Below are 23,616 nucleotides of genomic sequence, written 5' to 3' on the forward strand. Positions count from 1 at the left end.
GCGGTGGAACACTTTCTGGCATTAACCCTGGCGGGGCGTTTGCCCCATCACTTTCACGGCGAGACGGCCCATTTCCGCTGGCACTGGCTTGGGGAGGGGATCCTTGAGCTGACGCCGCATGCGCGCTGCGAGCGCGGGCTGGTGCTCTCATGCGCCATCCATGGCAACGAAACGGCGCCGGTGGAGATTGTCGACCGGCTGGTGCAGCGGCTGGTTCGGGAGGAACTCCCCCTGCGCTGGCGGCTGCTGGTGATCGTCGGTAACCCGCCGGCGCTGCGGGCGAATAAACGCTATCTGCACAGCGATATGAACCGGATGTTTGGCGAGCGCTGGCGGCAATTCCCGACCAGCGAGGAGACACAGCGGGCGCAGCGGCTGGAGCAGGCGGTGGGCCGCTTCTATCGCGACCACGGTGGTCCGCGCTGGCACCTCGATCTGCATACCGCGATCCGCGGGTCGCTGCATCCGCGCTTCGGGGTGCTCCCGGCTCGCGATACGCCCTGGGAGGATGATTTTCTTCACTGGCTGGGCGGCGCCGGGCTGGAGGCGTTGGTGTTTCATCGCCAGCCAGGCGGGACCTTCACCCACTTCAGCTGCGAGCGGTTCGCGGCGCTGGCCTGCACCCTTGAGCTGGGCAAAGCGCTGCCGTTGGGGGAAAACGATCTGTCGCAGTTTGCCGCCGCCGAGGGGGCTATCTCCCGGCTGCTGGTGGGGGATCTGGCCATTGCCGACGCCCCGGCGCCGTTGCGCTACCGGGTGGTGCAGCAGATCACCCGCCATAGCGATGATTTCCGTCTGCATATGGCGGATCGGACGCTGAACTTCACCCCCTTCGCCCCAGGCACGCTGCTGGCGGAGGAGGGGGAGATGCGGTATGTGGTGGGGGCAGAGCCGGAGTATGTTCTGTTTCCCAATCCGGCGGTGGCCAGGGGGCTGCGCGCTGGCCTGATGCTGGAAAAATTACCCTGACGGCAAGCCGTCCACCGGGCGGCCTGCTTAATTTCGCGCGTCGTTTTACATCTTCTTATTTTTTCGTGCGCCAGCGTAAATTTGCAGATTATTCCTGGTAAAATGCTTTGTTTTTAATCTCCCCTCCTTTATACTCTCCATAATTTCTCTGAAAAACAGTATGTTATTTATTTTTTATTGCAATTCCTCGTTCAAATTCCTTATTTTCTCCATAATTGGTGAGAAACTGTTTTTTACACTTTCATTGTTTTACTCTTGCTCTGACTAATTGACGATTAACGTCGTAAAGTTAATCTCGTCAACACGGCAACGCGCCGTAAGAATAACGTAAAGTAAGGATTGAATGATGAAGAAACTCACTGCACTGTTTGTTGCCTCTACTCTGGCTCTGGGCGCGGCTAACCTGGCACACGCCGCCGATACCACCACCGCGCCGAGCGACAGCAAGCCGATGATGATGCATCATAAAGGCGGCCCGGGTCAGCATGACATGATGTTTAAAGGCCTCAACCTGACCGATGCGCAGAAGCAGCAGATCCGTGACATCATGAAGAGCCAGCGCGAAAACATGAAGCGTCCGTCCCTTGACGAACGCCGCGCGATGCACGAGCTGATCGCCAGCGATACCTTCGACAAGGCGAAAGCGGAAGCGCAGATCGATAAGATGGAGGCGCAGCATAAAGCGATGGCGTTGTCCCGCCTGGAAACGCAGAACAAGATCTACAACATTCTGACCCCAGAGCAGAAAAAACAGTTCAATGCCAATTTTGAGAAGCATCTGACAGAACGCAACGCGCCGGCAGGTAAAATGCCTGCACCCGCTGAATAATGTAGCGTACTGAATCAAGACCGCCGGTCTTGCCCAATAATGCCATCAGGCGTTGGGCAGGGCCGGCGGTTTTTTCTTTCTGGCTTCTCAGCTAAGCGGGTGCAGCGGGTAGTTGCCGCTGAGCAGAGGTTTACAGAGAATTTTGTAACCATCCTGGTCGAATCCGGCGGGCAGGCGGGTGAGCTCAGCGGCCTGGTCGAGCGAGTCGACGGCCCCCAGCCACAGCCAGTTATGAATGACATGATACTGCGTCATATCAGTGCCGCGCTCCTCCAGCGCCACCGGTCCTGCCCAAGGCCAGCACACCAGCTGTAGCTTGCTCATCTGCGCCAGCAGACGCTGGCGGTGCGCCTCCACGCTCTCCTTTCCACAGCAGGCGCCGGCGCAGCGGCCCAGCGCGGATCGAAAGCAGGCGCGACCGCGGCTGAGCGGCTCCAGACCGAGCAGGCCATAACAGAGGCGCTGTTCGTCAGCGAGGCTCTGCAGCATCTGCAGCGCCGCCCGCCGGTTGGCGAACAGACCATAGAGATGCTGCTGATGAGAGAAATCAACTTCGCGGGCATAGACAATCTGCGGCCGGTCGTCCGCAAGCAGCCAGGCGCAGAGTTGCTTGTTACGCCGTAGCCGCTTGTTAAACAGCGGCTGCTGCTCTTTAATTAACCGCGCCTCCAGCAGCAGCGCCCCCAGCTCGCCAGCGGTGCGCTGCCAGGTAATACGCCGGGACTGACGCAGCATCGCGGCCTCTTCAGGCGTGCGCAGGTGGGAGAGCACCCGGCTGCGCAGGTTAACGCTCTTGCCGATATAGAGCGGCATCGTGTCGCTGTCGCCGTGAAACTGATAGACGCCCGGCAGCTTCGGCAGCGCCTCCAGCCACGGGCGAAGGTGTTCGGGATATTCATAGATCGCCGCCGCCTCAAACTCCAGACGCGGGGCAGATTGCTTTCTGGCCACAATAACTCCTGATACTGTCTATCTATCCAGTATAGCAGGCGGTTTTTGCGGCGAAAAGCGCAAAAAATAACCCCGGCGCGGGCCGGGGCGAGGGAGGGACTATTTTTTCCAGAAATCGTCAAAGACGGTGATGGGCGGCCGACGCTTGTGTTCGGTTTTCAGATACCAGCCTTCGATTGTTTTGGCGATGCTGGGGTCCAGCGTTTTGCCTTCCAGATAGTCGTCGATATTCTCATAGGTGACCCCCAGCGCCACTTCATCCGGCAGGGAGGGACGATCGTCTTCCAGATCGGCGGTCGGCAGCTTCTTATACAGATGTTCCGGGCAGCCGAGATGGGCCAGCAGCTGTTTGCCCTGACGTTTGTTCAGGCGGAAGATCGGGTTGATGTCGGTGCCGCCGTCGCCATATTTAGTGAAGAAGCCGGTAATCGCTTCCGCCGCATGGTCGGTGCCGACCACCACCCCTTTGGTCATCCCGGCGATGCTGTACTGGGCTTTCATGCGCTCACGGGCTTTTTCGTTGCCGCGAACGAAGTCGCTCAGTTCGATCCCCGCTTCGCGCAGGGCCTGTTCGCTTGCCAGTACCGAGGCTTTGATATTCACCGTCAACACGCGGTCAGGCTGAATAAAGGCGATGGCATCCTGGCAGTCCTGCTCATCCGCCTGCACGCCGTAGGGTAAACGCACGGCGATAAACTGCAGGCTGCTGTCGCCAGTTTCGGCGCGCAGTTCATTGATCGCCATCTGGCACAGTTTCCCCGTCAGGGTCGAGTCCTGGCCGCCGCTGATACCCAGCACCAGCGATTTAATAAAAGGGTAAGTCTGCAGATAGGATTTCAGGAAATCGACGCTGCGGCGGATCTCGCCTGCGGCATCAATCTGCGGCTTCGCGCCCAGCGCCTGAATAATCTCTTGTTGTAGCGTCATCGCGCCCTCCGAAAGTGAATCTGTTTGGCAACCTGTTGGCTTAAAGCTACCTCTTTGCCGCTGAAACGACAAGGACCGGGGTTTTGACTGCCGGAAAAGAAGGCAATCAATGACATAGGATTTCATTATAGATGCCCGCGCGCAGGAGAAAGCGCCGGTCGTCGGCGGAGCGTCAATCCTGTTTACGCAATAACACAATCAGACATGATTTCGCTGTTCGGCTTGAAAAATAACACTATTTATTCCAGGCTTATCGTTACACAGTGGAAGAGAGGAACCAAAATGAACAAAAGCTTAGCAGGAATACTGGGCGTCACCGTCGCGTTAACCTTACTCGCGGGCTGTACCGCTTACGATCGTACCAAAGACCAGTTTACCCAGCCGGTGGTGAAAGATGTGAAGAAAGGAATGTCGCGTGAGCAGGTGATGCAGATCGCTGGCAAACCTTCAACGGAAGTGACGATGGTCCATGCCCGCGGCACCTGCCAGACCTATATCCTCGGTCAACGAGATGGTAAAGTGGAGACCTACTTTGTGGCCCTCGACGAAACGGGGCACGTGATGAACTCCGGCTACCAGACCTGCGCTGAGTATGATACGGATCCACGCAACGCTAAGTAAGCGCCCTACTGTTGACTGAGTTGTACGTAAGCCCGACCACTGGTCGGGCTTTTTTGTGAGTCCTGATGCTTATTTAATTGCGCGAATTATTTGGATGAAAATGTGAGGGTAGTCAAAACCGGAGGTCAATGAGAGACAATTCTGTTCAACAGGGAATTATCACGACGGCTCAGGTTGCCGTATACTCAACCCATAAACAGAATTAACCGGATGTTCCCAGTCTTACCGGCTCTCAGCGGTTACTGAAGGCCCTGGTCTCACACATTGAGGAAGCGTTCATGGAAAAGAAACACATTTATCTGTTCTGCTCGGCAGGCATGTCCACGTCACTGCTGGTCTCCAAAATGCGGGCGCAGGCGGAAAAATACGAAGTCCCGGTCATTATTGAAGCCTATCCTGAGACTCTCGCGGGTGAAAAGGGACCGAAAGCCGACGTTGTATTATTAGGGCCACAAATTGCGTATATGTTACCGGAAATTCAGCGCCTGCTGCCGAATAAACCGGTAGAAGTCATCGATTCTCTTCTGTATGGCAAGGTGGATGGTTTAGGTGTATTGAAAGCCGCCGTCGCGGCCATTAAGAAAGCTGCAGCACAATAATTTTTAAATTTTAAAACTCGATATATTTTGACGCCTGGCGGCATCCCGTTGCCGGACGTCAAAGAATAAAGAGTTTATTTTCCCGTCAAAGAGTAATTTCATACATCATCGCCGTAATAGTTTATTGCGGCTTTTAAGGGTATTGACTATGAGTAAAGTGATCGACTCGCTTGAAAAGGTACTCCTTCCTTTTGCAGTGAAAATAGGAAAGCAGCCGCATATTAATGCGATTAAAAATGGATTCATTAAATTAATGCCGTTGACCCTCGCCGGGGCCATGTTTGTATTAATTAACAACGTTTTTCTGAGCTTCGGCGAAGGCTCTTTCTTTTATTCCATGGGCATTCGCCTGGATGCCTCCACCATTGAAACCTTAAACGGTTTTAAGGCTATCGGCGGTAACGTCTATAACGGCACCCTCGGCATTATGTCGCTGATGGCGCCATTCTTTATTGGCTCCGCGCTGGCGGAAGAGCGCAAAGTCGACCCGATGGCCGCAGGCCTGTTGGCGGTCGCGGCCTTTATGACCGTGACCCCGTATAGCGTGGGCGAAGCCTATGCCGTCGGCGCCAACTGGCTGGGCGGGCAGAACATCATCTCCGGCATGATTATCGGTCTGGTCGTCGCGGAGCTGTTCACCTTCGTGATCCGTCGCAACTGGGTGATCAGACTCCCGGACAGCGTGCCGGGGTCGGTATCGCGCTCTTTCTCCGCGCTGATCCCTGGCTTCTTGATCCTCTCCATCTTCGGCATTATCTCGTGGGCCCTGTCGAGCTACGGCAGCAACTTCCACCAGATCATCATGGACTCCATCTCTACGCCGCTGGCGGCGATGGGCAGCGTGGTCGGCTGGGCATACGTCATCTTTAACTCCCTGCTGTGGTTCTTCGGGGTGCATGGTTCGCTGGCGCTGACCGCGCTGGATAACGGCATCATGACGCCATGGGCGCTGGAAAACATCGCGCTGTACAACCAGTACGGATCGGTTGATGCGGCGATCGAAGCGGGTAAACAGTTCCACTTCTGGGCCAAGCCGATGCTCGACTCCTACATCCTGCTGGGGGGTTCCGGGGCGACGCTGGGTCTGATCATCGCCATCTTTATCGCTTCCCGTCGCGCTGACCATCGTCAGGTTGCGAAGCTGGCGCTGCCGTCAGGCATCTTCCAGATTAACGAACCGATTCTGTTTGGCCTGCCGATCATCATGAACCCGGTCATGTTCATCCCGTTCGTGCTGGTCCAGCCGATTCTGGCGGCCATTACTCTCGCGGCCTACAGCCTGGGGATTATCCCACCGGTGACCAACCTGGCGCCGTGGACCATGCCAACTGGCCTGGGGGCGTTCTTCAACAGTAACGGCAGCGTCGCCGCTCTGCTGGTCGCCCTGTTCAACCTTGGCGTCTCCACCCTGGTCTACCTGCCGTTTGTGGTGCTGTCGAATAAAGCGCAGACCGTCATCGAGCAGGAAGAGAGCGAAGAAGACATCGCCAACGCACTGAAATTCTGATACCGCGCGGTACGGGCAGCGTCCCGTACCGCCTGAGAAATGAGGGAAATATTATGTTTGATCTGGACAACATCGACGCGGTAGAGACCCCGGAAAACGACCTCGAAGAGGTGGTGATGGGGCTGATTATCAACTCCGGACAAGCCCGTAGCCTGGCCTATGCCGCGCTAAAACAGGCCAAGCAGGGAGATTTTGCCGCGGCGAAATCGATGATGGAGCAGTCGCGTCAGGCGCTGAGCGAGGCGCATCGCGTTCAGACCCAGCTTATAGAAAGCGACGAGGGCGAAGGGAAAATGAAGGTCAGCCTGGTGCTGGTGCATGCTCAGGATCACCTGATGACCTCCATGCTGGCCCGCGAGCTGGTTGCGGAATTGATTGAGCTGCACGAGAAGGTACAATAGGCCATCACGACGATGAGGCAGCCCAGGATGATGACCACCGAGATCAGTACCGCCAGAGAACAGCAGTTGTTCAACGGGAAGAACTTTCATGTGGTCATCTATAACAAAACGGAAAGCGTGAGCGGGCTCCACCAGCATGATTACTACGAATTTACCGTCGTATTAACCGGGCGCTATTACCAGGAGATCAATGGCAAACGGGTGCTGCTGGAGCGCGGGGATTTTGTCTTTATCCCGATGGGCTCGCACCACCAGAGCTTCTACGAATTTGGTGCGACGCGCATCCTTAACGTCGGCATCAGCAGGCGCTTCTTTGAGAAACACTATCTGCCGTTGCTGCCGTTTGGCCTGGTGGCGTCGCAGGTCTATGCCGTGCAGAGCGCTTTTCTCGGCTATATTGAGTCGGTCATCGCCTCACTCAATTTTCGCGAAACGGAATTTGACGAATTTATCGAGCTGGTCTCCTTTTATGTCATTAACCGTTTACGTCACTATCGCGAAGAGCCGGTTGCAGACGTCGTCCCACAATGGTTAAAAAATACCGTTGAGGCCATGCACGATAAACTGGAGTTTGGCGAGAGCGCCCTCGAGAATATGGTTCGGCTATCGGGCAAAACGCAGGAATATTTAACCCGGGCGACCCAGCGCTATTATGGTAAAACGCCGATGCAGATAATTAACGATATCCGTATTAACTTTGCCAAAAAGCAGCTGGAAATTACCAATTATTCGGTGACGGATATTGCCTATGAATCAGGGTACAGCAGCCCGAGCCTGTTTATTAAAACCTTTAAAAAGCTGACCTCGTTTACGCCGAGCAGTTATCGCAAACATTTGACCAGTATTAATTAAACCCGCGCGGTATTAGCCGCCCGGCTTACACCGTAACTAATTTAAGTTAACTGTCCGCATTTATGCGGAGAGCGGCCTGCGCCCAGGCGCAGCGCCTAAGGGAGAAAAAAATGAGCCAGAAATTAAAAGTCGTCACCATTGGCGGCGGTAGCAGCTATACCCCGGAATTACTGGAAGGTTTTCTGAAACGTTATCATGAACTGCCGGTGACAGAGCTGTGGCTGGTGGATGTGGAAGAGGGCCAGGAGAAGCTCGATATTATCCATGCGCTGTGCGAGCGGATGGTGGAAAAAGCCGGCGTGCCGATGAAGGTTTATAAAACGCTGGACCGCCGCGAGGCGCTGCAGGGCGCGGATTTCGTTACCACCCAGCTGCGGGTGGGCCAGCTGAAGGCGCGTGAAAAAGATGAGCGCATCCCGCTGAGCCACGGCTATCTTGGCCAGGAGACCAACGGGGCGGGCGGGCTGTTTAAAGGGCTGCGTACCATCCCGGTGATTTTCGACATCGTGAAAGATGTGCAGGAGATCTGCCCGGACGCATGGATCATTAACTTCACCAACCCGGCGGGCATGGTCACCGAGGCGGTCTATCGCCACACCAGTTTCAAACGCTTTATCGGCGTGTGCAACATTCCCATCGGCATGAAGATGTTCATCACCGACGTGCTGCAGCTCAGCCCGAGCGATGAGCTGAACATCGACCTGTTCGGTCTGAACCACCTGGTGTTCGTCCGCGACGTGCTGGTTAACGGCGTCTCGCGCTTCGATGAACTGCTGGACGGCGTTGCCTCCGGCCGCCTGACCGCGAACTCGGTAAAAAATATCTTCGACCTGCCGTTTAGCGAGGGGCTGATCCGCTCCCTGCGCCTGATCCCATGCTCCTATCTGCTCTATTACTTTAAGCCAAAAGAGATGCTGGCGATTGAGATGGGCGAGTACTATAAGGGCGGCGCGCGCGCCCAGGTGGTGCAGAAGGTGGAGAAGCAGCTGTTCGAGCTGTATAAAAATCCGGATCTCAAGGTCAAGCCGAAGGAGCTGGAGCAGCGCGGCGGCGCCTATTACTCCGATGCCGCTTGCGAAGTGATCAACGCTATCTATAACGACAAGCAGACTGAGCACTATGTAAATATCCCGCATCATGGCCATATCGATAATATCCCGGCGGACTGGGCGGTCGAGATGAGCTGCACCTTAGGTCGCGATGGCGCGAAGCCGACGCCGCGCATCACCCATTTCGACGAGAAGGTGCTGGGGCTTATCTACACCATCAAAGGGTTTGAAGTGGCGGCCAGCCAGGCGGCGATCAGCGGCGAGCTGAACGACGTGCTGCTGGCGCTGAACTTAAGCCCGCTGATCCATTCCGATCGTGACGCCGAGCAGCTGGCGCGGGAGATGATTCTGGCTCATGAAAAATGGCTGCCGAACTTTGCGGCGACGATCAAAAAACTGAAAGCGTAACGGGAGCGGCAAATGGAACGGGTATTGATCGTCAACGCCGACGACTTCGGCCTCAGTAAAGGGCAGAACTACGGCATTATCGAAGCCTGCCGCAACGGCGTGGTGACATCGACTACGGCGCTGGTCAACGGCGCGGCTATTGACCACGCCGCCCAGCTGAGCCGCAGTACGCCGGAGCTGGCGGTCGGGATGCACTTTGTGCTGACGCTTGGCGAACCGCTGTCGGCCATGCCGGGGTTAACCCGCGACGGCCGGCTGGGCAAATGGATCTGGCAGCAGGCGGAAGAAGATAACCTGCCGCTGGAGGAGATTGCCCACGAGCTGGCGTGTCAGTACCGTCGTTTTATCGATCTCTTCGGCCATGAGCCGACGCATCTCGACAGCCATCACCATGTGCATATGATCGCCGCGATCTATCCCATCGTCGCCGCTTTTGCCCGCGATAAAGGCATCGCGTTGCGCATCGATCGCCAGGTGGCGGCGCAGAGCGGTCTCGATCAGCAGGCGACGCGCAGCAGCGCAGGCTTCAGCAGCGAGTTTTACGGGGAAGCCGTCTCTGAGGCGCTGTTCCTGCAGACGCTGGACGCCTCAATCGCCCGCGAGGAGCGCTCCCTGGAGGTGATGTGCCATCCGGCCTTTGTCGACCAGACCATCATGGGCAGCGCCTACTGCTACCCGCGGCTGGGCGAGCTTGATGTGCTGACCTCTGCCTCGCTGAAAGCGGCGGTGGCCGACCGGGGTTATCGCCTGGGAACCTACCGCGACGTGTAAGCCCGACGGGGGAAAGGAAAGTGAGTCAAGCCCGGCACACCGTGCCGGGCTTTTTGCTACGCCGGAATAGCGGCGATTTTTGGGCTTCTCGACCACACCCGGTGGGCCGTCATCAGGGCGAGCAGTTTATCTGCCGCCGGGGTGTCGAGAGCATCGGTAACGATGACGCCCTCTTCACCCTGGGCCGGGACCTGGAGAACCGACGTTAACTGCCGCGCATCGCCTGCCAGCAGGATCGGCTTCAGGTGCTTATAGGCCTCCAGCAGGTAGTAGCGCGCATCGCCGCTCTGGCTCAGGGCGCTGAGGTCGCCGCCGGGCACCACCACGGCATCCACCGTCAGCGATGGGGAACCGGCGAAGGTGCCGGCGATCGGCACGGGAGACCCATCGTCGGCGATGACCTCGCCCATCCGCGAATAGAGCAGTTTACTGTGCACGCCCTGGGCCTGTAGCGCCTGCAGGAGATGGACCAGGTCCTGCGCCGAGGTACGCTCATTGAGCAGCACCGCCACCACGCGACCTTTCACATCCCCTTCGGCGTCCGCATAGAGGCTGAGGGTGGGATCTTTCTCCACGCCGTTGACCGGGGAGGGCAGAGAGAGGCTGCGCTGCTCATCGCTCAGTTCAATACCTAAATTCGCCCCGACCGCTTCCGCCAGCCGGGTATCAATATGGGCCAGGTGATCGACCACCCGCTCGCGGATCCAGGTGCGGACCACTTTGCTGAGCTCGAAGCTGAAGCCATCGATAATATGCTGCTGCTCAATCTGCGTCTGGCTCAGCCAGAACAGACGCGGCTGGGCGTAATATTCGCCGAATGAAGGGCTGCGCTGGCGGATCTTCTCGCCGTCGACGCGCTCGGCAAGGGACTCGAAACCGCCGCGTTTGGCGGCTGGCGGCGTCTCGCGCGGCCAGTTGTCGTTGATCGAGTTGGGTTCGTAGTTGGCCGGGTTGGTGTCAATCTCCATCCGGTGCATACCGTCGCGCTGGAAGTTGTGGTACGGGCAGGTTGGCCGGTTGATCGGGATTTCATGGAAATTCGGTCCGCCGAGGCGGCTAATCTGCGTATCGGTGTAGGAGAAGAGACGTCCCTGCAGCAGCGGATCGTTGCTGAAATCGATGCCCGGTACGATATGCCCGGGATGGAAGGCCGCCTGTTCGTTCTCGGCAAAGAAGTTGTCCGGGTTGCGGTTGAGGACCATTTTGCCGACCCGTTGCACCGGCACCAGCGCCTCAGGGATCAGCTTGGTGGGATCTAACAGGTCGAAGTCAAAATCAAATTCGTTCTCCTCGGGGATCAGCTGCAGCCCGAGCTCAAATTCCGGGTAGTCCCCGGCTTCAATGGCCTCCCACAGGTCGCGGCGATGAAAATCGGGGTCACGGCCGGTCAGCTTCTGCGCTTCATCCCACACCAGCGACGCCTTGCCGGCGACCGGTTTCCAGTGGAAGCGAACAAAGGTGGCTTTGCCCTCGGCATTGATCAGGCGGAAGGTGTGGATCCCGAAGCCTTCCATGGTGCGATAGCTGCGCGGAATGCCGCGATCGGACATCGCCCACATCACGTTGTGCAGCGTTTCCGGCTGCAGGGAAACGTAGTCCCAGAAGGTGTCGTGAGCGCTTTGTCCCTGGGGGATGGCCCAGTGGGGCTCAGGCTTCACGGCGTGGACAAAGTCGGGAAACTTCAGCGCGTCCTGAATGAAGAAGACCGGGGTGTTGTTGCCGACGAGGTCAAAAATCCCCTCGTCGGTGTAAAACTTGGTGGCGAAGCCGCGAATATCGCGAACGGTGTCCGCCGACCCCGCGCCGCCCTGCACGGTGGAGAAGCGCACAAAGACCGGGGTGATTTTATCGGCTGCCGAGAGAAAATCGGCTTTGGTCAACGCTGTCAGGCTTTTGTAGGGCTGGAAGTAACCGTGGGCCGCTGAGCCGCGGGCATGTACGATACGCTCCGGAATTCGCTCATGGTCGAAGTGGGTGATCTTCTCCCGCAGAATGAAATCTTCCAGCAGCGTTGGGCCGCGGGCGCCGGCGCGCAGCGAGTTCTGATCGTCGGCAATGCGCACGCCCTGGTTGGTGGTCAGCGGATAGTCTTCTCCGCCTTTGCGCTGCGGCTCCAGGGCGTCAAGTTTGCTGCTGTGGGTATCAGGCGCTTTCAGGCTGCCAGGGGCGGTCGGTTCAGCGCCAGGGGCGGTGGGTTTCGGCGTGGGGCGCCACTCCCGGTCATCCGGCGCCAGCGAGTCGAGACCCGGCTGCGCTTCCTCGCTGCCGTGAACCGGTGCCTGCTGGTGGTGCGGGTTTGGGTGCTTATCAGACATTGCTCGTCTCCTGCTTTCATTGCTAAAAGTGGTCGTTGATAAACCAAAACCCTTCTAACTATAGAACATTACGCTGGCTGCGCCCGGCGAGGGGGCAGGGAGTTATCCTAAAATGCGCATCGGCGGCAGGGGGGCGACGAACGGGGCCACGATCGGCTATGATAGAGGTTTCTGTTTCCCGCTTTGCTTAGTGAATCCATTTGTTATGAAACCATTGCGCCAACAAAATCGCCCTGTCATTAGCTACGTGCCGCGCGTGGAGCCTGCGCCCCCGGAACATGCCGTGAAAATGGACCATTTTCGCGATGTCTGGATTTTGCGCGGGAAGTATGTCGCCTTTCTGCTGATGGGGGAGCATTTCCGCCGTTCACCGGCGTTCAGCGTGCCGGAGTCGGCGCAGCGCTGGGCTAACCAGGTGCGTCAGGAAGGTGAGATTGAAGCCTGAATCTCCTGCAGAAATAAAAAAACCGCTGATTATCAGCGGTTTTTTTGTGCTTACCGTTTAGCGATGCGCCAGTTCGGCCTCTTCTTCGCTATCGAAAATCGACTTGTCGGTCTGGCGCAGCCACTGGCTGGTCAGCGTCCCGGCGGTCATGGAGCCGTTAACGTTCAGCGCGGTACGCCCCATATCGATCAGGGGTTCGACGGAGATCAGCAGCGCCACGAGGGTCACCGGCAGGCCCATCGCCGGCAGGACGATCAGCGCGGCGAAGGTGGCCCCGCCGCCCACCCCGGCGACGCCCGCCGAGCTGACGGTGACGATGCCCACAAGGGTGGCAATCCACATCGGATCCAGCGGGTTGATGCCTACGGTCGGTGCGACCATCACCGCCAGCATGGCCGGGTAGATACCGGCGCAGCCGTTCTGACCAATGGTGGCGCCAAAGGAGGCGGAGAAGCTGGCAATCGACTCCGGTACGCCGAGACGACGGGTCTGCGCTTCCACGTTCAGTGGAATGGAGGCGGCACTGGAGCGGCTGGTGAAGGCGAAGGTGATCACCGGCCAGACTTTACGGAAGTACTTCAGCGGGCTGATGCCGTTAATCGCCAGCAGCAGGCCGTGAACGACAAACATGATGCCCAGCGCGATGTACGAGGCCACCACGAAGCCGCCAAGCTTGATGATATCTTGTAGATTCGACCCGGCAACCACTTTGGTCATCAGCGCCAGCACGCCGTAAGGGGTCAGCTGCATCACCAGACGAACCAGCTTCATCACCCAGCCCTGCAGGGTATCGATGGCGGTCAGTACGCGCTGGCCTTTTTCCACATCCTCTTTCAGCAGCTTCAGGGCTGCGACGCCGAGGAACGCCGAGAATATGACGATGCTGATGATCGAGGTCGGGTTAGCCCCGGTGAGGTCAGCAAACGGGTTCTTCGGCACGAAGGAGAGGATCAGCTGCGGGACGCTGAGATCGGCCACTTTACCCACATAGTTGCTCTGAATGGCGTTCAGACGGGCGGTCTCCGCGCTGCCCTGGACCAGCCCCTCGGCGGTGAGGCCGAACATGTTGGTCACCAGCACGCCAACCAGGGCGGCGATCAGGGTGGTGAACAGCAGAGTACCGATGCTCAGGAAACTGATTTTCCCCAGCTGTGAGGCATTGTGCAGGCGGGCCACCGCGCTAAGGATTGACGCGAAGACCAGCGGCATAACGATCATTTGCAGCAGCTGGACATAACCGTTGCCGACGATATTGAACCACTGGATGGAATCTTTCAGCACCTGGCTGTCAGACCCATAGATCAGCTGTAGCGCCAGACCGAAGATCACGCCAATCGCCAGGCCGACCAGGACCTTCCTGGCCAGGCTCCACTGTTTATGGCGAGTTTGCCCCAGCGCAAACAGCAATACGGCGAACACGACTACGTTCGCTATTAATGGAAAGTTCATCCCCGTTCTCCTGATATTTTTATAACCTGGGCTGGTGGATAACCAGCTCTTATGACCGCAAGGTTAGCAGAAGGCGTTATCAAGGACTTATATTCAAATGGAATGGGTTATAACCAAATGGCGTTTTCTGCCGGTTTATCGCCCACTCTGGTGACTTATGAAGCGATTGAAGGTGATCTGCAGGGAATTAATCACCCCGGAAGACCAGCGTATCGCGCTGTTGTCCGCCAGCGTCTGCGGCATCCAGACGGCATAGACGAACAGCGCCATGCATAAGGCGCGCTCCAGCTGGTTGCCTTTGCGCGGCGCAAGGATCGGCAGCCGGAAGCGCCAGCGACACGGCCATAGCAGCGGCACTCCGGCGGGGGTGAGCATATCGGCGAGAATGTGGCTGAGATAGCCCAGCACCAGGCCCTGGAGGGCGTCCGCCGGGACAATCCAGCTGTCAGGCACCTTGAGGTAGAATAGCGTCAGCGCGCCAAACACCGCCAGCAGGCTGTGGGTGAAGCCGCGGTGGCCAAAGGCCCGCGCCACGGGCCTGGAGATCCAGCTCAGCCGCTGGCCAAGAAACGACTTTGGGTGATCGATGTCCGGCAGCAGGCAGGTCAAGACCGCGGAGGGCACAATATGCCACCAGTCGCCCTGCGCCAGCACCGGCGTTAACTCTGCGTTTTTGGCAAATACTGCGCAGGCGATTGAAAAGAAGAGATGGCCTTCCGCCGTCATGATAACACACCCTAAACTGTCGATTCATACAGTATAGGGTTTTTATACAGTGCACGGAAGAGGTGACGGTGTAACTCTTTGTCACAAATTCTCAGCGCGCCAGCCATCCGCCGTCGACGGCCAGGGTATAGCCATGAATATAGTCGGCGGCGGACGAGGCGAGAAACACCGCCGGCCCCTGCAGGTCACCCGGCACCCCCCAGCGACCGGCGGGGATACGCTCAAGGATTGCTTGGTTACGCTCTTCATCTTCGCGCAGCGCCTGGGTGTTATTAGTGGCCATATACCCGGGCGCAATGGCGTTGACGTTGATACCCTGATCAGCCCATTCGTTGGCCAGCAGGCGGGTCAGGCCCAGCACGCCGCTTTTCGAGGCGGTATAAGAGGGGACGCGGATCCCGCCCTGAAACGAGAGCATCGAGGCGATGTTAATAATTTTCCCGCCTTCACCCTGGCGAATGAACTGCCTGGCGACCGCCTGGCAGAGGAAGAAAACCGCTTTCAAATTCAGATCGATGACCGCGTCCCAGTCGCTTTCCGTGAAGGTCAGGGCGTCATGGCGGCGGATAATCCCGGCGTTGTTAACCAGAATATCGACCCGGCCCATCGCCGCCACCGCCTGGTCGACCAGAACGGTCATATCATCCTGATGGCTGAGATCCGCCTGAATGGCATGAAAACGGCGGCCCAGCGCCTCAACCTGCGCGGCCGTGTCGTGGGGAATTTTGCGATTGATGCCGACGATATCGCATCCGGCCTGCGCCAGGCCCAGCGTCATTCCCTGTCCCAGGCCGGTATCGCAACCGGTCACGATGGCGACCTTACCCGTCAGGTCGAAGGCGTTCAGTACCATATTCACCTCTGCGTGCTGATCTTCAGGCGTACGATGACGCCACCTGTGCCCAGCATAGAGGCAGAAAAACAAAATTACAATTAAAATGAAACGCTGTTTTGATTTTATTGCCGGCGGCGTGACGGCGATCGCGTCAGCCGCCAGCGGCCTTACCCGAGCAGCGCCTCGACGGTCAGGGCCTGCAGTGACGGCAGCTTGACGTCCGCCAGCACAAAGCGCGGGTCGCGGCTGTTCTCCGCTTCCGGCACCACGATAGCGCGCATGCGCGCAGCTTTGCTGGCGATCATGCCGTTGACCGAGTCCTCCAGCGCGACGCAGCGCTGTGGGTCGACCCCGAGGGCGGCGGCGCAGTTGAGATACACCTGCGGGTGCGGTTTGCTCCAGGGCAGATGCTCCGCCGAGGCGAGGGCATCAAACTGATCGCGCAGCTCGAACATATTGAGCACTTTCTCCAGCATCACCAGCGGCGAGGCTGAGGCCAGCCCAACCTTCAACCCCTGGGCTTTACACAGGGCCACCGCCTCGCGCACCCCCGGCAGCAGCGGACGTGAGGTCTCCACCAGTTCAATGGCGCGACGGATAATGCGCGCGGTGGCTTCCGCGCGGTCCACGCCGCGCCACGGCTGCTGCGCGTACCACAGATCCACCACCAGGTCGATTCGCAGACCCAGCAGGTCGGGCAGTTCATCGCGGCGGCGGGTATCCACCCCCAGGCTCTCCATGACCTCGACCTCCGCCTGATCCCAAAGCGGCTCAGAGTCAATCAGCAACCCGTCCATATCAAAAATCGCAGCCTCAATGCGGCGCTTCGCTGACATATGTCCTTCTCCTGTTGCGTAATCAGATAAACGAATCGGCATTCATGGTATATCATACCGCGCGTTATTGGGCGAAATTCGCCGTGGAAGATAGACTTATACCCGACACATTCGGGTAAGCGAGGAGCGCCTGCGCCACGCAACGGGCGGCAGGCGAACCACTAACGCGTCTTTAACAAGGGGAACTCATGACGTACCAACAAGCTGGACGCATTGCGGTCATCAAACGTATTTTGGGATGGGTCATCTTTATTCCCGCCGTGCTGTCGACGCTGATTTCTGTCCTCAAATTTATGTATGAGCACAGTGAAAAGAAACCCGGCATTGACGCGGTAATGATGGATTTTGCGCACGTCATGATTGAGATGATGCGCTTTAACACGCCGTTCCTGAACTTTTTCTGGTACAACTCACCGCTGCCGGATTTTCACCACAGCCTGAACATCGGCTTCTGGATTATCTTCATTCTGGTGTTCGTCGGTATGGCGCTGCAGGCCTCCGGCGCGCGGATGGCGCGGCAGGCGAAATTTCTCCGCGAGGGGATTGAGGATCAGCTGATCCTCGAGCAGGCGAAAGGCGCGGAAGGGTTAACTCGCGAGCAGCTCGCCGAACGCATTGTAGTGCCGCGACATACGATCCTGGTGCAGTATTTCCCGCTGTACGTGCTGCCGGTGATCGTAATTGTCATCGGCTACTTCTTCTTCTCGCTGCTGGGCTTTCTCTAAGCCAGGTGCCCGGTTAGCCGGGCGCCATCTTATTCCGCCGGCAGAGGGCGGGGTTTACCCTGATTATCGACGGCGACGTAGATAAACAGCGCTTCCGTCGCCTTGTAGCGCTGGCCAATCGGTTCTGAAGAGACTTTTTTCACCCACACTTCGATGTTGATGGTTACTGAGGTATTGCCGCGCTTCACGCAGCGGGCATAGCAGCACACCACGTCGCCCACGGCCACCGGACGTAAAAAGGTCATCCCATCCACGCGCACGGTCACCACGCGACCCTGGGCGATCTCTTTGGCCATAATGGCGCCGCCGATATCCATCTGCGACATCAGCCAGCCGCCAAAAATATCCCCGTTGGCATTAGTATCCGCCGGCATTGCCAGGGTGCGTAAAACCATTTCGCCCTTCGGGGCGAGATCTGTTGTTGTCATGCTCTACTCTGTTGTGGTCAAAGACGATCAGCGGGATGCTACTATGAAAACGGCGGAGAGAGAATAGGGGATAGCGCCCGCGGAGGCGGGCGCAGGCTGCCGGGGGATTAGTGGTGGTCGTCCTGCGGCATATGGCGGTAGATGTAGATCCCGCTCAGCAAGGTAAAGACCAGCGTAAGAGCGGTTAAACCGAAGACCTTAAAGTTAACCCAGATATTCTGCGGCAACCAGAAGGCGATATAGATATTAGCCAGCCCACAGAGGATAAAAAACGCCGCCCACGCCAGGTTTAGACGCGACCAGACCTGCTGCGGCAGGGTCAGCTCTTTACCCAGCATGCGCTGGATAAGCGGCTTTTTCATTACCCACTGGCTGAACAGCAGCGCGCCGGCGAATAGGGCATAGATCACCGTCACCTTCCATTTAATAAACTCATCATTGTGGAAGAAGAGCGTTAATCCGCCGAAGACGGCCACCAGCACGAAGGTGATCAGCGCCATTTTTTCGATTTTACGGTAGCGCACCCAGCTGTAGATCAGCACGATGGCGGTCGCCACAATCAGCGCCGTGGTAGCGGCGTAGATATCGTAAAGCTTGTAGAAGGCGAAGAAGACCACCAGCGGTAAAAAATCCAGAAACTGCTTCATACATCGATCCCGTCTGTCAGGACGGACCGGGAAATTTCCCGGTCCAGGTTAAAATTAGCTACGGATAAGCATATACACGCGGAATAAATAGATCAGCAACAGGGCGGAAATCAGGTTGCTGATGGTGTTGATGACCACCGCGCCGACGTTCGGCGTCAGCACGGCAAAGCTGGAAGCGAACAGCAGCAGCAGGGTTTTCGCCACCAGCCAGCCGATAATGGCCGGCGCCACCAGCCGCAAATTGGCCCAGGCCAGACGCATGCTGCTGCGCATGGCGCTGAGGATGCCCATTTTATCCTGCACCAGCATGATCGGCGCAAAGGCCAGCACAATGGCCAACAGGACGCCGGGCACCAGCACTAACATCATCCCCATCTGCACCAGGAAGGTGGTGAAGAGGATCAACAGCAGCAGCTTCGGCAGCACCGGCGCCGAGGCGCCGATAGCGCGCAGAGCGCTGACGCGATGACCGGCAGAGACCAGCTGGATGAGCAGCAGGACGCCGCCGGCGAGGATCGCATTGCCCACCAGACCTGAGAAGGTCGATGCCGCCGAGGCGCGCAGCAGAACCTGCTGCTGCTCCGGCGTCATATTCTGCACCAGCTCGAACAGGCCTGCGCTACCGGCGAGGTTGTCGCCTTCGCTGAGTATCGACAGCTGCTCGTCGCTGGGTGAAAAGGCATGGCCAAGTACTACCGTAATGAACGCGCACAACAGCGCAATCAGCAAAATGGTAATGAACTGATTACGAAAAAAATTCCCGGTGTCACGGTAGACGGACTTCGCCGTGATAGACATGCATTCTCCTTGAGTGTCGCAGGTGTTAACTAGCCGGCGATTGTACCGCAAATCGTTCCGTCGTAGCACTCTCTGCGCCGGTCAGGGCAGGTATATCTTTGTAAAGAGGCCGCAATGGCGGCAGGCCATAGCGCGCTCGCGCCCGGTTGCAGGCGTCGTTTTCCTCGCCATCTTCCCCGGACATGGCGAATTCGCGACATGGCGAGGGACGGTTTTCATAGATAGTGCAGTGGACGGCGTCGCCGATATCGCCCGATAGCGCCGCGCAGCGGCCCTGGCGTTGATTGGTGCCGCTCATGCAGCGCAGGAAAGGGGTTAGCGGCTCGGTCAGCGCGGAGGGCACCAGGCCGCCCGCGTCGTCGGCTTCCGCCCAGTAGAAAGAGACACGAAAATACGCACAACAGGCACCGCACGTCATGCACGGGTTGATTTCACTCATAATTACACCTGAAAAAAACGCATCAATACAGATTGTCGGCAGTTAACTTATCCAGCCGCCTCAGCGGCGGCAAGAGGGGCAGAAATAATTTTTTTCGCGAAAAGTGAAAATTGATGTGTGAAGGATTCAGCGTATTGCGATCGGTATCAAAAATTAATCTGGATCAATAAATGTTAAATCTAAGGTTTTAGTGTGATCTAAAACAGATCAAACGTAACTCGTTATAGGTATATTTGGCCGCGCTGAAAAACCATAATGAGGAAGTGGATATGAAGAAGTTAGCAGCGGCGGCATTAATTCTAAGCACTCTTTCCACCGGCAGCGTCTGGGCGCATGAAGCGGGTGAATTTTTCATTCGCGCCGGGACCGCCACCGTCCGACCGACGGAGGGCTCTGACAATGTGTTAGGCAGCCTGGGCGGTTTCAACGTCAGTAACAACACTCAGTTGGGTTTAACCTTTACCTATATGGCGACCGATAACATCGGCGTGGAACTGCTGGCGGCAACGCCCTTCCGCCATAAGGTTGGTACCGGGCCAACCGGCACCATCGCCACCGTCCATCAGTTGCCACCCACCCTGATGGCGCAGTGGTACTTTGGCGATGCGCAAAGCAAGGTGCGCCCGTACGTGGGGGTGGGGATTAACTACACCACCTTCTTTAATGAAGACTTTAACGATAACGGCAAGGCGGCCGGGCTTTCCGATCTGAGCCTGAAGGACTCCTGGGGCGCGGCGGGGCAGGTCGGCCTCGATTACCTGATTAACCGTGACTGGCTGCTGAATATGTCGGTGTGGTACATGGATATCGATACCGATGTGAAATTCAAAGCCGGCGGTGTGGACCAGAAAGTCAGCACCCGCCTGGATCCGTGGGTGTTTATGTTCTCCGCAGGCTATCGGTTCTAACGCCTGCTGCAAACTGGCCAGCGGACGGCCAGTTTGTTGCCTCCTCACTCCTCCCTGCGATACCCCTTCGCCTGCGGATCACACTTCCGTCCACTGGCGCAGCAGGTTGTGATACATATTGAGCAGGGAGAGCACCTCTTCTCCGTCGCCAAAGCGCGTTTTGAGCGACTGGATCGTGCGGTCCAGGTCGTAGAGCATCGCGCGCTGCTTATCGTCGCGGACCATCGACTGGATCCACAGGAAAGAGGCCTGGCGTACGCCGCGGGTGACCGGGGTGACGCAGTGCAGGCTGCTGGCGGGATAGAGCACCAGATGCCCGGCCGGGAGCTTCACCCGATGCTGGCCATAGGTGTCTTCAATGACCAGTTCGCCTCCCTCATAGCTTTCCGGTTCGCAGAGAAACAGCGTCGCCGATAAATCGGTCCGCATCCAGCCCGCTTCGCCGTTCTGACGCACCGCGCCATCGACATGAAAGCCGTAGGTCTCCCCCGGCCCGTAGCGATTAAACAACGGTGCGGAAATCGTCCGCGGCAGCGCGGCGGAAAAAAACTGCGGATGGCCGCGCAGCGCGTCGAGTACGGCGGCCTGCAGACGGGCGTACAGCGGCGTGCGGGTATCGATCTGCTGGTTTTGTTTGACGGTCGCCCCCTGGCTGCCGACGGTAACCCGCCCGTCAACCCATTCGGCCTGCGCCAGCAGGCGGGCATATTCAGCCACCTGGTCCGCCGTTAACACATCAGGAATGTGATACATCATTGCGGTGTTCTCTCAAAAAGGTGGGGCTCGATGGCCCCACGTACAGACTCAGAAATGGACGTTCGCCGTCAGCATAAAGGTACGGGGTTCGCCCGGATGATAGCGATAGCCGCTCTTGTTGATGGAAGCCACGTAATCGGTATCAAACAGGTTGTACATATTGAGCTGCAGATCGAGGTTGCTGTTGACCCGATAGCCCAGTTTGGCGTCGGCGACCCAGTAGCCCTCGGTGTGATCCGGGGTACCGACCGCGCCATCGCTGCCCCGGCGCAGGCTTCCGACATAGCGCACGCCGCCGCCGACGGACAAATCGCTGGTGGCCTGATACTGCGTCCACAGCGTAAAGGCATGTTTCGGAGTGTAGGCCAGCGCGGAAGAGCCATCCTGCGCCACATTCTGCCCCTCTGTCACCTTGGCATGCTGCTGGGTGTAGCCGGCGATGATCGTCCAGTCCGGTGTCAGGTTCCCGGTCGCGGAGAGCTCATACCCCTCCACGCGCTTTTTGCCGTATTGCGACCAGGTTCCGTCATCGTTGGCGGCCACTTCGTTTTCAATATCGGTACGGAATAACGCCGCGCTGAGCAGCAGGCGCTTGTCGAGGATCTGCCACTTGGTGCCCAGTTCGCTGGATTTCGCCTTCTGCGGTTTAAAGTCGGTCCGGTTGGCGCTGTTGCCGCTGCCGCTGGCGGCGAGCGCGAAGCTGCTGCCCCCCGGCGGTTGCTGCGAGATGGCATAGTTGACGTAGATATTGCCCTGCTCGGTTAAGCGATACAGCGCCCCGGCCTTCCAGTTAACCAGGTTACCGGATTTGGCGGTATCGACTGTGGTGACCGGGCTGCCGGTCGACTGTCCTTGCGGGCAGGCGACAGCCCCGCGTCCGCTGCCGCCGCAGGCGGTGGCGCTGTCATATTTGGTATGGTAACTGTCGAGACGCAGCCCGCCGTTGACCTCAACCCGATCGGTCAGCGCCAGCGTATCGAAGGCATAAATGCCGAAGGTATCGGTCTGGCCGTTGGCGTTCGCCCCGTTTCTGTCCAGCCCGCCAATCGACAGGCTGCTCACCGGATGATAGAGATTCACTGCCGGGGCGGTCAGGGCGTTGACGCCATAGTTGGTCTGGTTTTCCCGGGTAAACTCCACGCCGGCGCTAACGTCATGGCCTATCGAGCCGGTATTGAAGGTCGAGGTGATATTGGTCTGGTTGGTCAGAATGCGGTTGCTGACATCTTTGGTATTAACCAGCCGTGACCAGCTCCAGGTATTGACGTCATTGATGTCGGGGGCAGTGATATTGCTCGCGCCGCCCATCACCGCAGTCAGGAGATACTCCTGCTTCACCCGCGACCAGCGGGTGGTATTGCGCACGGTGGTATTGTCCGTCAGATCGTGTTCGAAGCGCAGGGTGCCGCTGTCGGTGGTGGATTTATCGTAATCGGAGTCGGTGCCATAGAAATTGCTGGTATTGACCTTACCGGCGGAATTGAGCGCGGCATACTTCGGCGAAGGCGCTGAATAGCCCGGCAGGCCGACGGTGGGGATCCCGCCATCCGGGGTGTTGTTCTGCCGGACGTGGAGATAGTTCAGATACAGACGGGTGGGCGTATCGAGGCCAAAGGCCAGCGACGGAGCGATGCCGTAGCGCTCGTTCTCAATCTTATCCCGGCCGGCGTCGTGAGTTTTTTCGCCCATCAGGTTGAGGCGAAACGCGGCGTTGTCGCCGAAGGCCTGGTTAAGATCAAGGGTACCCCTGCGCGACCAGGCGCTGCCGATGCTGGCCGAACCGTCGATCCCGGAGTCAAGACGCGGCTGTTTGCTGATCATATTGATCGAGCCGGAGGGGGCGCTGCGGCCATAGTCCGTGCCGGCGGGCCCTTTGATGACTTCCACCTGCTGGGTATTGAAGGTATCCCGCGTCACGCTGCCGATATCGCGAATGCCGTCCACATAAATACTGTTGGAGGTGTCCACGCCGCGCATAAAGATGGCGTCCCCGGTGGTTGAGCTGCCATTCTCCCCGGCGTAAAACGCCCCGACGCCAGGGACGTTCTTGAGGGCGTCAGTCAGGTTGGTGACGCCCTGATCTTTAATGACCTGTTCGGGGATCACGGTGATGGTGCGAGTGGTATCCACCAGCGGTTTATTAAACTTGGGATCGGCGGAGGCTCCGGGAGAATAAAGCGAAGGCGGGGCGGCTTCCACCACCAGCGTCTCTTCATTATTTTTGACTGATTTTTCCGCTGCCATGCCGGTTGCCGGCGCGGCCCCCAGACACAGACCCGTAAACAATGCCAATGAGTTGAAACTGCCAAACGGCAGAGAAGCGTTTTTTTCCATGATAAATGCAGGCTTATTTTTTGTTATTCGCACATATCACGCCGCGCAAAAGCGACGTTATTCGTCGTCTGGCTTGCGCTGACCCGGCGTG

26 protein-coding genes are annotated in these 23,616 nt (G+C 57.9%); 13 read left to right on the forward strand and 13 right to left on the reverse strand.

The window, feature by feature from the left end; genetic code table 11:
• The first annotated feature begins 3 nt into the window (after window positions 1-3).
• Together astE and spy are read left to right on the forward strand one after the other, a co-directional pair.
• Window positions 4-969 (forward strand): succinylglutamate desuccinylase, encoded by a 966-nt coding sequence (gene astE / locus ACOI7Z_RS06795; protein WP_087848731.1) that lies wholly within the window; start codon window positions 4-6, stop codon window positions 967-969.
• Window positions 970-1,312: 343 nt separating this feature from the next.
• Entirely contained in the window at window positions 1,313-1,798 is a 486-nt protein-coding gene (spy, locus tag ACOI7Z_RS06800; protein WP_072096650.1) for an ATP-independent periplasmic protein-refolding chaperone Spy, read from the forward strand.
• Between the two features lie 87 nt (window positions 1,799-1,885).
• Here spy and cho read toward each other — a convergent pair whose 3' ends face one another.
• Together cho and nadE are read right to left on the reverse strand one after the other, a co-directional pair.
• Window positions 1,886-2,749 carry an excinuclease Cho gene (gene cho / locus ACOI7Z_RS06805; RefSeq protein WP_087848732.1) on the reverse strand — a complete coding sequence of 288 codons (864 nt, stop codon included), beginning with the start codon at window positions 2,747-2,749 and terminating at the stop codon, window positions 1,886-1,888.
• Between the two features lie 99 nt (window positions 2,750-2,848).
• The gene (gene nadE / locus ACOI7Z_RS06810) at window positions 2,849-3,676 is read right to left on the reverse strand and encodes an ammonia-dependent NAD(+) synthetase (RefSeq protein WP_023289301.1); all 828 of its coding nucleotides are present in this window, start codon (window positions 3,674-3,676) and stop codon (window positions 2,849-2,851) included.
• 282 nt (window positions 3,677-3,958) lie between these two features.
• On the opposite strand from nadE, the gene osmE reads away from it, so the two are divergent.
• The 8 genes from osmE to chbG all read left to right on the forward strand — a co-directional run bounded on the left by osmE (window position 3,959) and on the right by chbG (window position 9,884).
• Window positions 3,959-4,297 (forward strand): osmotically-inducible lipoprotein OsmE, encoded by a 339-nt coding sequence (gene osmE / locus ACOI7Z_RS06815; RefSeq protein WP_023289302.1) that lies wholly within the window; start codon window positions 3,959-3,961, stop codon window positions 4,295-4,297.
• Between the two features lie 278 nt (window positions 4,298-4,575).
• Complete coding sequence (gene chbB / locus ACOI7Z_RS06820) at window positions 4,576-4,896, forward strand: PTS N,N'-diacetylchitobiose transporter subunit IIB (RefSeq protein WP_087848733.1); 321 nt, start codon at window positions 4,576-4,578, stop codon at window positions 4,894-4,896.
• Window positions 4,897-4,916: 20 nt separating this feature from the next.
• Entirely contained in the window at window positions 4,917-5,033 is a 117-nt protein-coding gene (locus tag ACOI7Z_RS06825) for a hypothetical protein (protein WP_032429133.1), read from the forward strand.
• Window positions 5,034-5,044: 11 nt separating this feature from the next.
• Complete coding sequence (chbC, locus tag ACOI7Z_RS06830; protein WP_004203823.1) at window positions 5,045-6,403, forward strand: PTS N,N'-diacetylchitobiose transporter subunit IIC; 1,359 nt, start codon at window positions 5,045-5,047, stop codon at window positions 6,401-6,403.
• Between the two features lie 53 nt (window positions 6,404-6,456).
• Window positions 6,457-6,804, forward strand: coding sequence for a PTS N,N'-diacetylchitobiose transporter subunit IIA (gene chbA / locus ACOI7Z_RS06835; protein ID WP_023289303.1), 348 nt, complete (start codon window positions 6,457-6,459; stop codon window positions 6,802-6,804).
• A 27-nt stretch (window positions 6,805-6,831) separates the two neighbouring features.
• Window positions 6,832-7,656 carry a transcriptional regulator ChbR gene (gene chbR, locus ACOI7Z_RS06840; protein WP_004203825.1) on the forward strand — a complete coding sequence of 275 codons (825 nt, stop codon included), beginning with the start codon at window positions 6,832-6,834 and terminating at the stop codon, window positions 7,654-7,656.
• 110 nt (window positions 7,657-7,766) lie between these two features.
• Window positions 7,767-9,113, forward strand: a complete 1,347-nt coding sequence (locus tag ACOI7Z_RS06845) for a 6-phospho-beta-glucosidase (protein ID WP_087848734.1) — start codon at window positions 7,767-7,769, stop codon at window positions 9,111-9,113.
• Between the two features lie 12 nt (window positions 9,114-9,125).
• Complete coding sequence (chbG, locus tag ACOI7Z_RS06850; protein WP_087848735.1) at window positions 9,126-9,884, forward strand: chitin disaccharide deacetylase; 759 nt, start codon at window positions 9,126-9,128, stop codon at window positions 9,882-9,884.
• Between the two features lie 56 nt (window positions 9,885-9,940).
• Here chbG and katE read toward each other — a convergent pair whose 3' ends face one another.
• Window positions 9,941-12,199 (reverse strand): catalase HPII, encoded by a 2,259-nt coding sequence (gene katE, locus ACOI7Z_RS06855; protein ID WP_087848736.1) that lies wholly within the window; start codon window positions 12,197-12,199, stop codon window positions 9,941-9,943.
• A gap of 190 nt (window positions 12,200-12,389) precedes the next feature.
• Here katE and cedA point away from each other — a divergent pair, with 190 nt between their 5' ends.
• Window positions 12,390-12,644 (forward strand): cell division activator CedA, encoded by a 255-nt coding sequence (gene cedA, locus ACOI7Z_RS06860; protein ID WP_008807754.1) that lies wholly within the window; start codon window positions 12,390-12,392, stop codon window positions 12,642-12,644.
• Window positions 12,645-12,701: 57 nt separating this feature from the next.
• Here cedA and ACOI7Z_RS06865 read toward each other — a convergent pair whose 3' ends face one another.
• The 4 genes from ACOI7Z_RS06865 to hxpB all read right to left on the reverse strand — a co-directional run bounded on the left by ACOI7Z_RS06865 (window position 12,702) and on the right by hxpB (window position 16,490).
• Window positions 12,702-14,093 (reverse strand): L-cystine transporter, encoded by a 1,392-nt coding sequence (locus ACOI7Z_RS06865; RefSeq protein ID WP_023289308.1) that lies wholly within the window; start codon window positions 14,091-14,093, stop codon window positions 12,702-12,704.
• A gap of 135 nt (window positions 14,094-14,228) precedes the next feature.
• Complete coding sequence (locus ACOI7Z_RS06870; RefSeq protein ID WP_023289309.1) at window positions 14,229-14,819, reverse strand: metal-dependent hydrolase; 591 nt, start codon at window positions 14,817-14,819, stop codon at window positions 14,229-14,231.
• A gap of 91 nt (window positions 14,820-14,910) precedes the next feature.
• Window positions 14,911-15,672 (reverse strand): 2-dehydro-3-deoxy-D-gluconate 5-dehydrogenase KduD, encoded by a 762-nt coding sequence (kduD, locus tag ACOI7Z_RS06875; RefSeq protein WP_087848737.1) that lies wholly within the window; start codon window positions 15,670-15,672, stop codon window positions 14,911-14,913.
• A 149-nt stretch (window positions 15,673-15,821) separates the two neighbouring features.
• The gene (gene hxpB, locus ACOI7Z_RS06880; RefSeq protein WP_087848738.1) at window positions 15,822-16,490 is read right to left on the reverse strand and encodes a hexitol phosphatase HxpB; all 669 of its coding nucleotides are present in this window, start codon (window positions 16,488-16,490) and stop codon (window positions 15,822-15,824) included.
• 188 nt (window positions 16,491-16,678) lie between these two features.
• On the opposite strand from hxpB, the gene ACOI7Z_RS06885 reads away from it, so the two are divergent.
• A complete protein-coding gene (locus ACOI7Z_RS06885) occupies window positions 16,679-17,215 on the forward strand; it encodes a YniB family protein (protein ID WP_023283571.1) in 537 nt (178 codons plus the stop codon).
• A gap of 29 nt (window positions 17,216-17,244) precedes the next feature.
• Here ACOI7Z_RS06885 and yciA read toward each other — a convergent pair whose 3' ends face one another.
• From yciA to ACOI7Z_RS06905, 4 genes are all read right to left on the reverse strand, one after another.
• Window positions 17,245-17,643, reverse strand: coding sequence for an acyl-CoA thioester hydrolase YciA (gene yciA / locus ACOI7Z_RS06890; RefSeq protein WP_002901629.1), 399 nt, complete (start codon window positions 17,641-17,643; stop codon window positions 17,245-17,247).
• A 107-nt stretch (window positions 17,644-17,750) separates the two neighbouring features.
• Window positions 17,751-18,290 (reverse strand): septation protein A, encoded by a 540-nt coding sequence (locus tag ACOI7Z_RS06895; RefSeq protein WP_004203842.1) that lies wholly within the window; start codon window positions 18,288-18,290, stop codon window positions 17,751-17,753.
• Window positions 18,291-18,344: 54 nt separating this feature from the next.
• Complete coding sequence (locus ACOI7Z_RS06900) at window positions 18,345-19,088, reverse strand: YciC family protein (RefSeq protein ID WP_023289311.1); 744 nt, start codon at window positions 19,086-19,088, stop codon at window positions 18,345-18,347.
• 25 nt (window positions 19,089-19,113) lie between these two features.
• Window positions 19,114-19,527 (reverse strand): YkgJ family cysteine cluster protein, encoded by a 414-nt coding sequence (locus ACOI7Z_RS06905; protein WP_087848739.1) that lies wholly within the window; start codon window positions 19,525-19,527, stop codon window positions 19,114-19,116.
• A 269-nt stretch (window positions 19,528-19,796) separates the two neighbouring features.
• On the opposite strand from ACOI7Z_RS06905, the gene ompW reads away from it, so the two are divergent.
• On the forward strand, window positions 19,797-20,435 hold the full coding sequence (gene ompW, locus ACOI7Z_RS06910; protein ID WP_087848740.1) for an outer membrane protein OmpW: 639 nt from the start codon (window positions 19,797-19,799) through the stop codon (window positions 20,433-20,435).
• Window positions 20,436-20,513: 78 nt separating this feature from the next.
• On the opposite strand, the gene ybiX is transcribed toward ompW, so the two are convergent.
• Together ybiX and ACOI7Z_RS06920 are read right to left on the reverse strand one after the other, a co-directional pair.
• Window positions 20,514-21,191, reverse strand: a complete 678-nt coding sequence (gene ybiX / locus ACOI7Z_RS06915) for a PKHD-type hydroxylase YbiX (RefSeq protein WP_032428774.1) — start codon at window positions 21,189-21,191, stop codon at window positions 20,514-20,516.
• Window positions 21,192-21,239: 48 nt separating this feature from the next.
• Window positions 21,240-23,525, reverse strand: a complete 2,286-nt coding sequence (locus tag ACOI7Z_RS06920; protein ID WP_087848741.1) for a catecholate siderophore receptor Fiu — start codon at window positions 23,523-23,525, stop codon at window positions 21,240-21,242.
• Between the last annotated feature and the right edge of the window lie 91 nt (window positions 23,526-23,616).

The sequence above is a fragment of the Klebsiella sp. C283 genome, assembly GCF_048822555.1.
In the GTDB taxonomy this organism is placed as follows: domain Bacteria; phylum Pseudomonadota; class Gammaproteobacteria; order Enterobacterales; family Enterobacteriaceae; genus Klebsiella; species Klebsiella quasipneumoniae.

What these genes read in the sequence shown, in the direction of transcription:
- ACOI7Z_RS06885 (WP_023283571.1), top strand. Translation starts at nt 16,679, where the DNA reads ATGACGTACCAACAAGCTGGACGCATTGCGGTCATCAAACGTATTTTG.
- osmE (WP_023289302.1), top strand. Translation starts at nt 3,959, where the DNA reads ATGAACAAAAGCTTAGCAGGAATACTGGGCGTCACCGTCGCGTTAACC.
- spy (WP_072096650.1), top strand. Translation starts at nt 1,313, where the DNA reads ATGATGAAGAAACTCACTGCACTGTTTGTTGCCTCTACTCTGGCTCTG.
- ACOI7Z_RS06895 (WP_004203842.1), bottom strand. Translation starts at nt 18,290, where the DNA reads ATGAAGCAGTTTCTGGATTTTTTACCGCTGGTGGTCTTCTTCGCCTTC.
- ACOI7Z_RS06900 (WP_023289311.1), bottom strand. Translation starts at nt 19,088, where the DNA reads ATGTCTATCACGGCGAAGTCCGTCTACCGTGACACCGGGAATTTTTTT.
- ACOI7Z_RS06920 (WP_087848741.1), bottom strand. Translation starts at nt 23,525, where the DNA reads ATGGAAAAAAACGCTTCTCTGCCGTTTGGCAGTTTCAACTCATTGGCA.
- yciA (WP_002901629.1), bottom strand. Translation starts at nt 17,643, where the DNA reads ATGACAACAACAGATCTCGCCCCGAAGGGCGAAATGGTTTTACGCACC.
- chbA (WP_023289303.1), top strand. Translation starts at nt 6,457, where the DNA reads ATGTTTGATCTGGACAACATCGACGCGGTAGAGACCCCGGAAAACGAC.
- nadE (WP_023289301.1), bottom strand. Translation starts at nt 3,676, where the DNA reads ATGACGCTACAACAAGAGATTATTCAGGCGCTGGGCGCGAAGCCGCAG.
- chbC (WP_004203823.1), top strand. Translation starts at nt 5,045, where the DNA reads ATGAGTAAAGTGATCGACTCGCTTGAAAAGGTACTCCTTCCTTTTGCA.
- chbG (WP_087848735.1), top strand. Translation starts at nt 9,126, where the DNA reads ATGGAACGGGTATTGATCGTCAACGCCGACGACTTCGGCCTCAGTAAA.
- ACOI7Z_RS06905 (WP_087848739.1), bottom strand. Translation starts at nt 19,527, where the DNA reads ATGAGTGAAATCAACCCGTGCATGACGTGCGGTGCCTGTTGTGCGTAT.
- chbR (WP_004203825.1), top strand. Translation starts at nt 6,832, where the DNA reads ATGATGACCACCGAGATCAGTACCGCCAGAGAACAGCAGTTGTTCAAC.
- kduD (WP_087848737.1), bottom strand. Translation starts at nt 15,672, where the DNA reads ATGGTACTGAACGCCTTCGACCTGACGGGTAAGGTCGCCATCGTGACC.
- chbB (WP_087848733.1), top strand. Translation starts at nt 4,576, where the DNA reads ATGGAAAAGAAACACATTTATCTGTTCTGCTCGGCAGGCATGTCCACG.
- katE (WP_087848736.1), bottom strand. Translation starts at nt 12,199, where the DNA reads ATGTCTGATAAGCACCCAAACCCGCACCACCAGCAGGCACCGGTTCAC.
- hxpB (WP_087848738.1), bottom strand. Translation starts at nt 16,490, where the DNA reads ATGTCAGCGAAGCGCCGCATTGAGGCTGCGATTTTTGATATGGACGGG.
- ACOI7Z_RS06865 (WP_023289308.1), bottom strand. Translation starts at nt 14,093, where the DNA reads ATGAACTTTCCATTAATAGCGAACGTAGTCGTGTTCGCCGTATTGCTG.
- ompW (WP_087848740.1), top strand. Translation starts at nt 19,797, where the DNA reads ATGAAGAAGTTAGCAGCGGCGGCATTAATTCTAAGCACTCTTTCCACC.
- ybiX (WP_032428774.1), bottom strand. Translation starts at nt 21,191, where the DNA reads ATGATGTATCACATTCCTGATGTGTTAACGGCGGACCAGGTGGCTGAA.
- ACOI7Z_RS06845 (WP_087848734.1), top strand. Translation starts at nt 7,767, where the DNA reads ATGAGCCAGAAATTAAAAGTCGTCACCATTGGCGGCGGTAGCAGCTAT.
- ACOI7Z_RS06870 (WP_023289309.1), bottom strand. Translation starts at nt 14,819, where the DNA reads ATGACGGCGGAAGGCCATCTCTTCTTTTCAATCGCCTGCGCAGTATTT.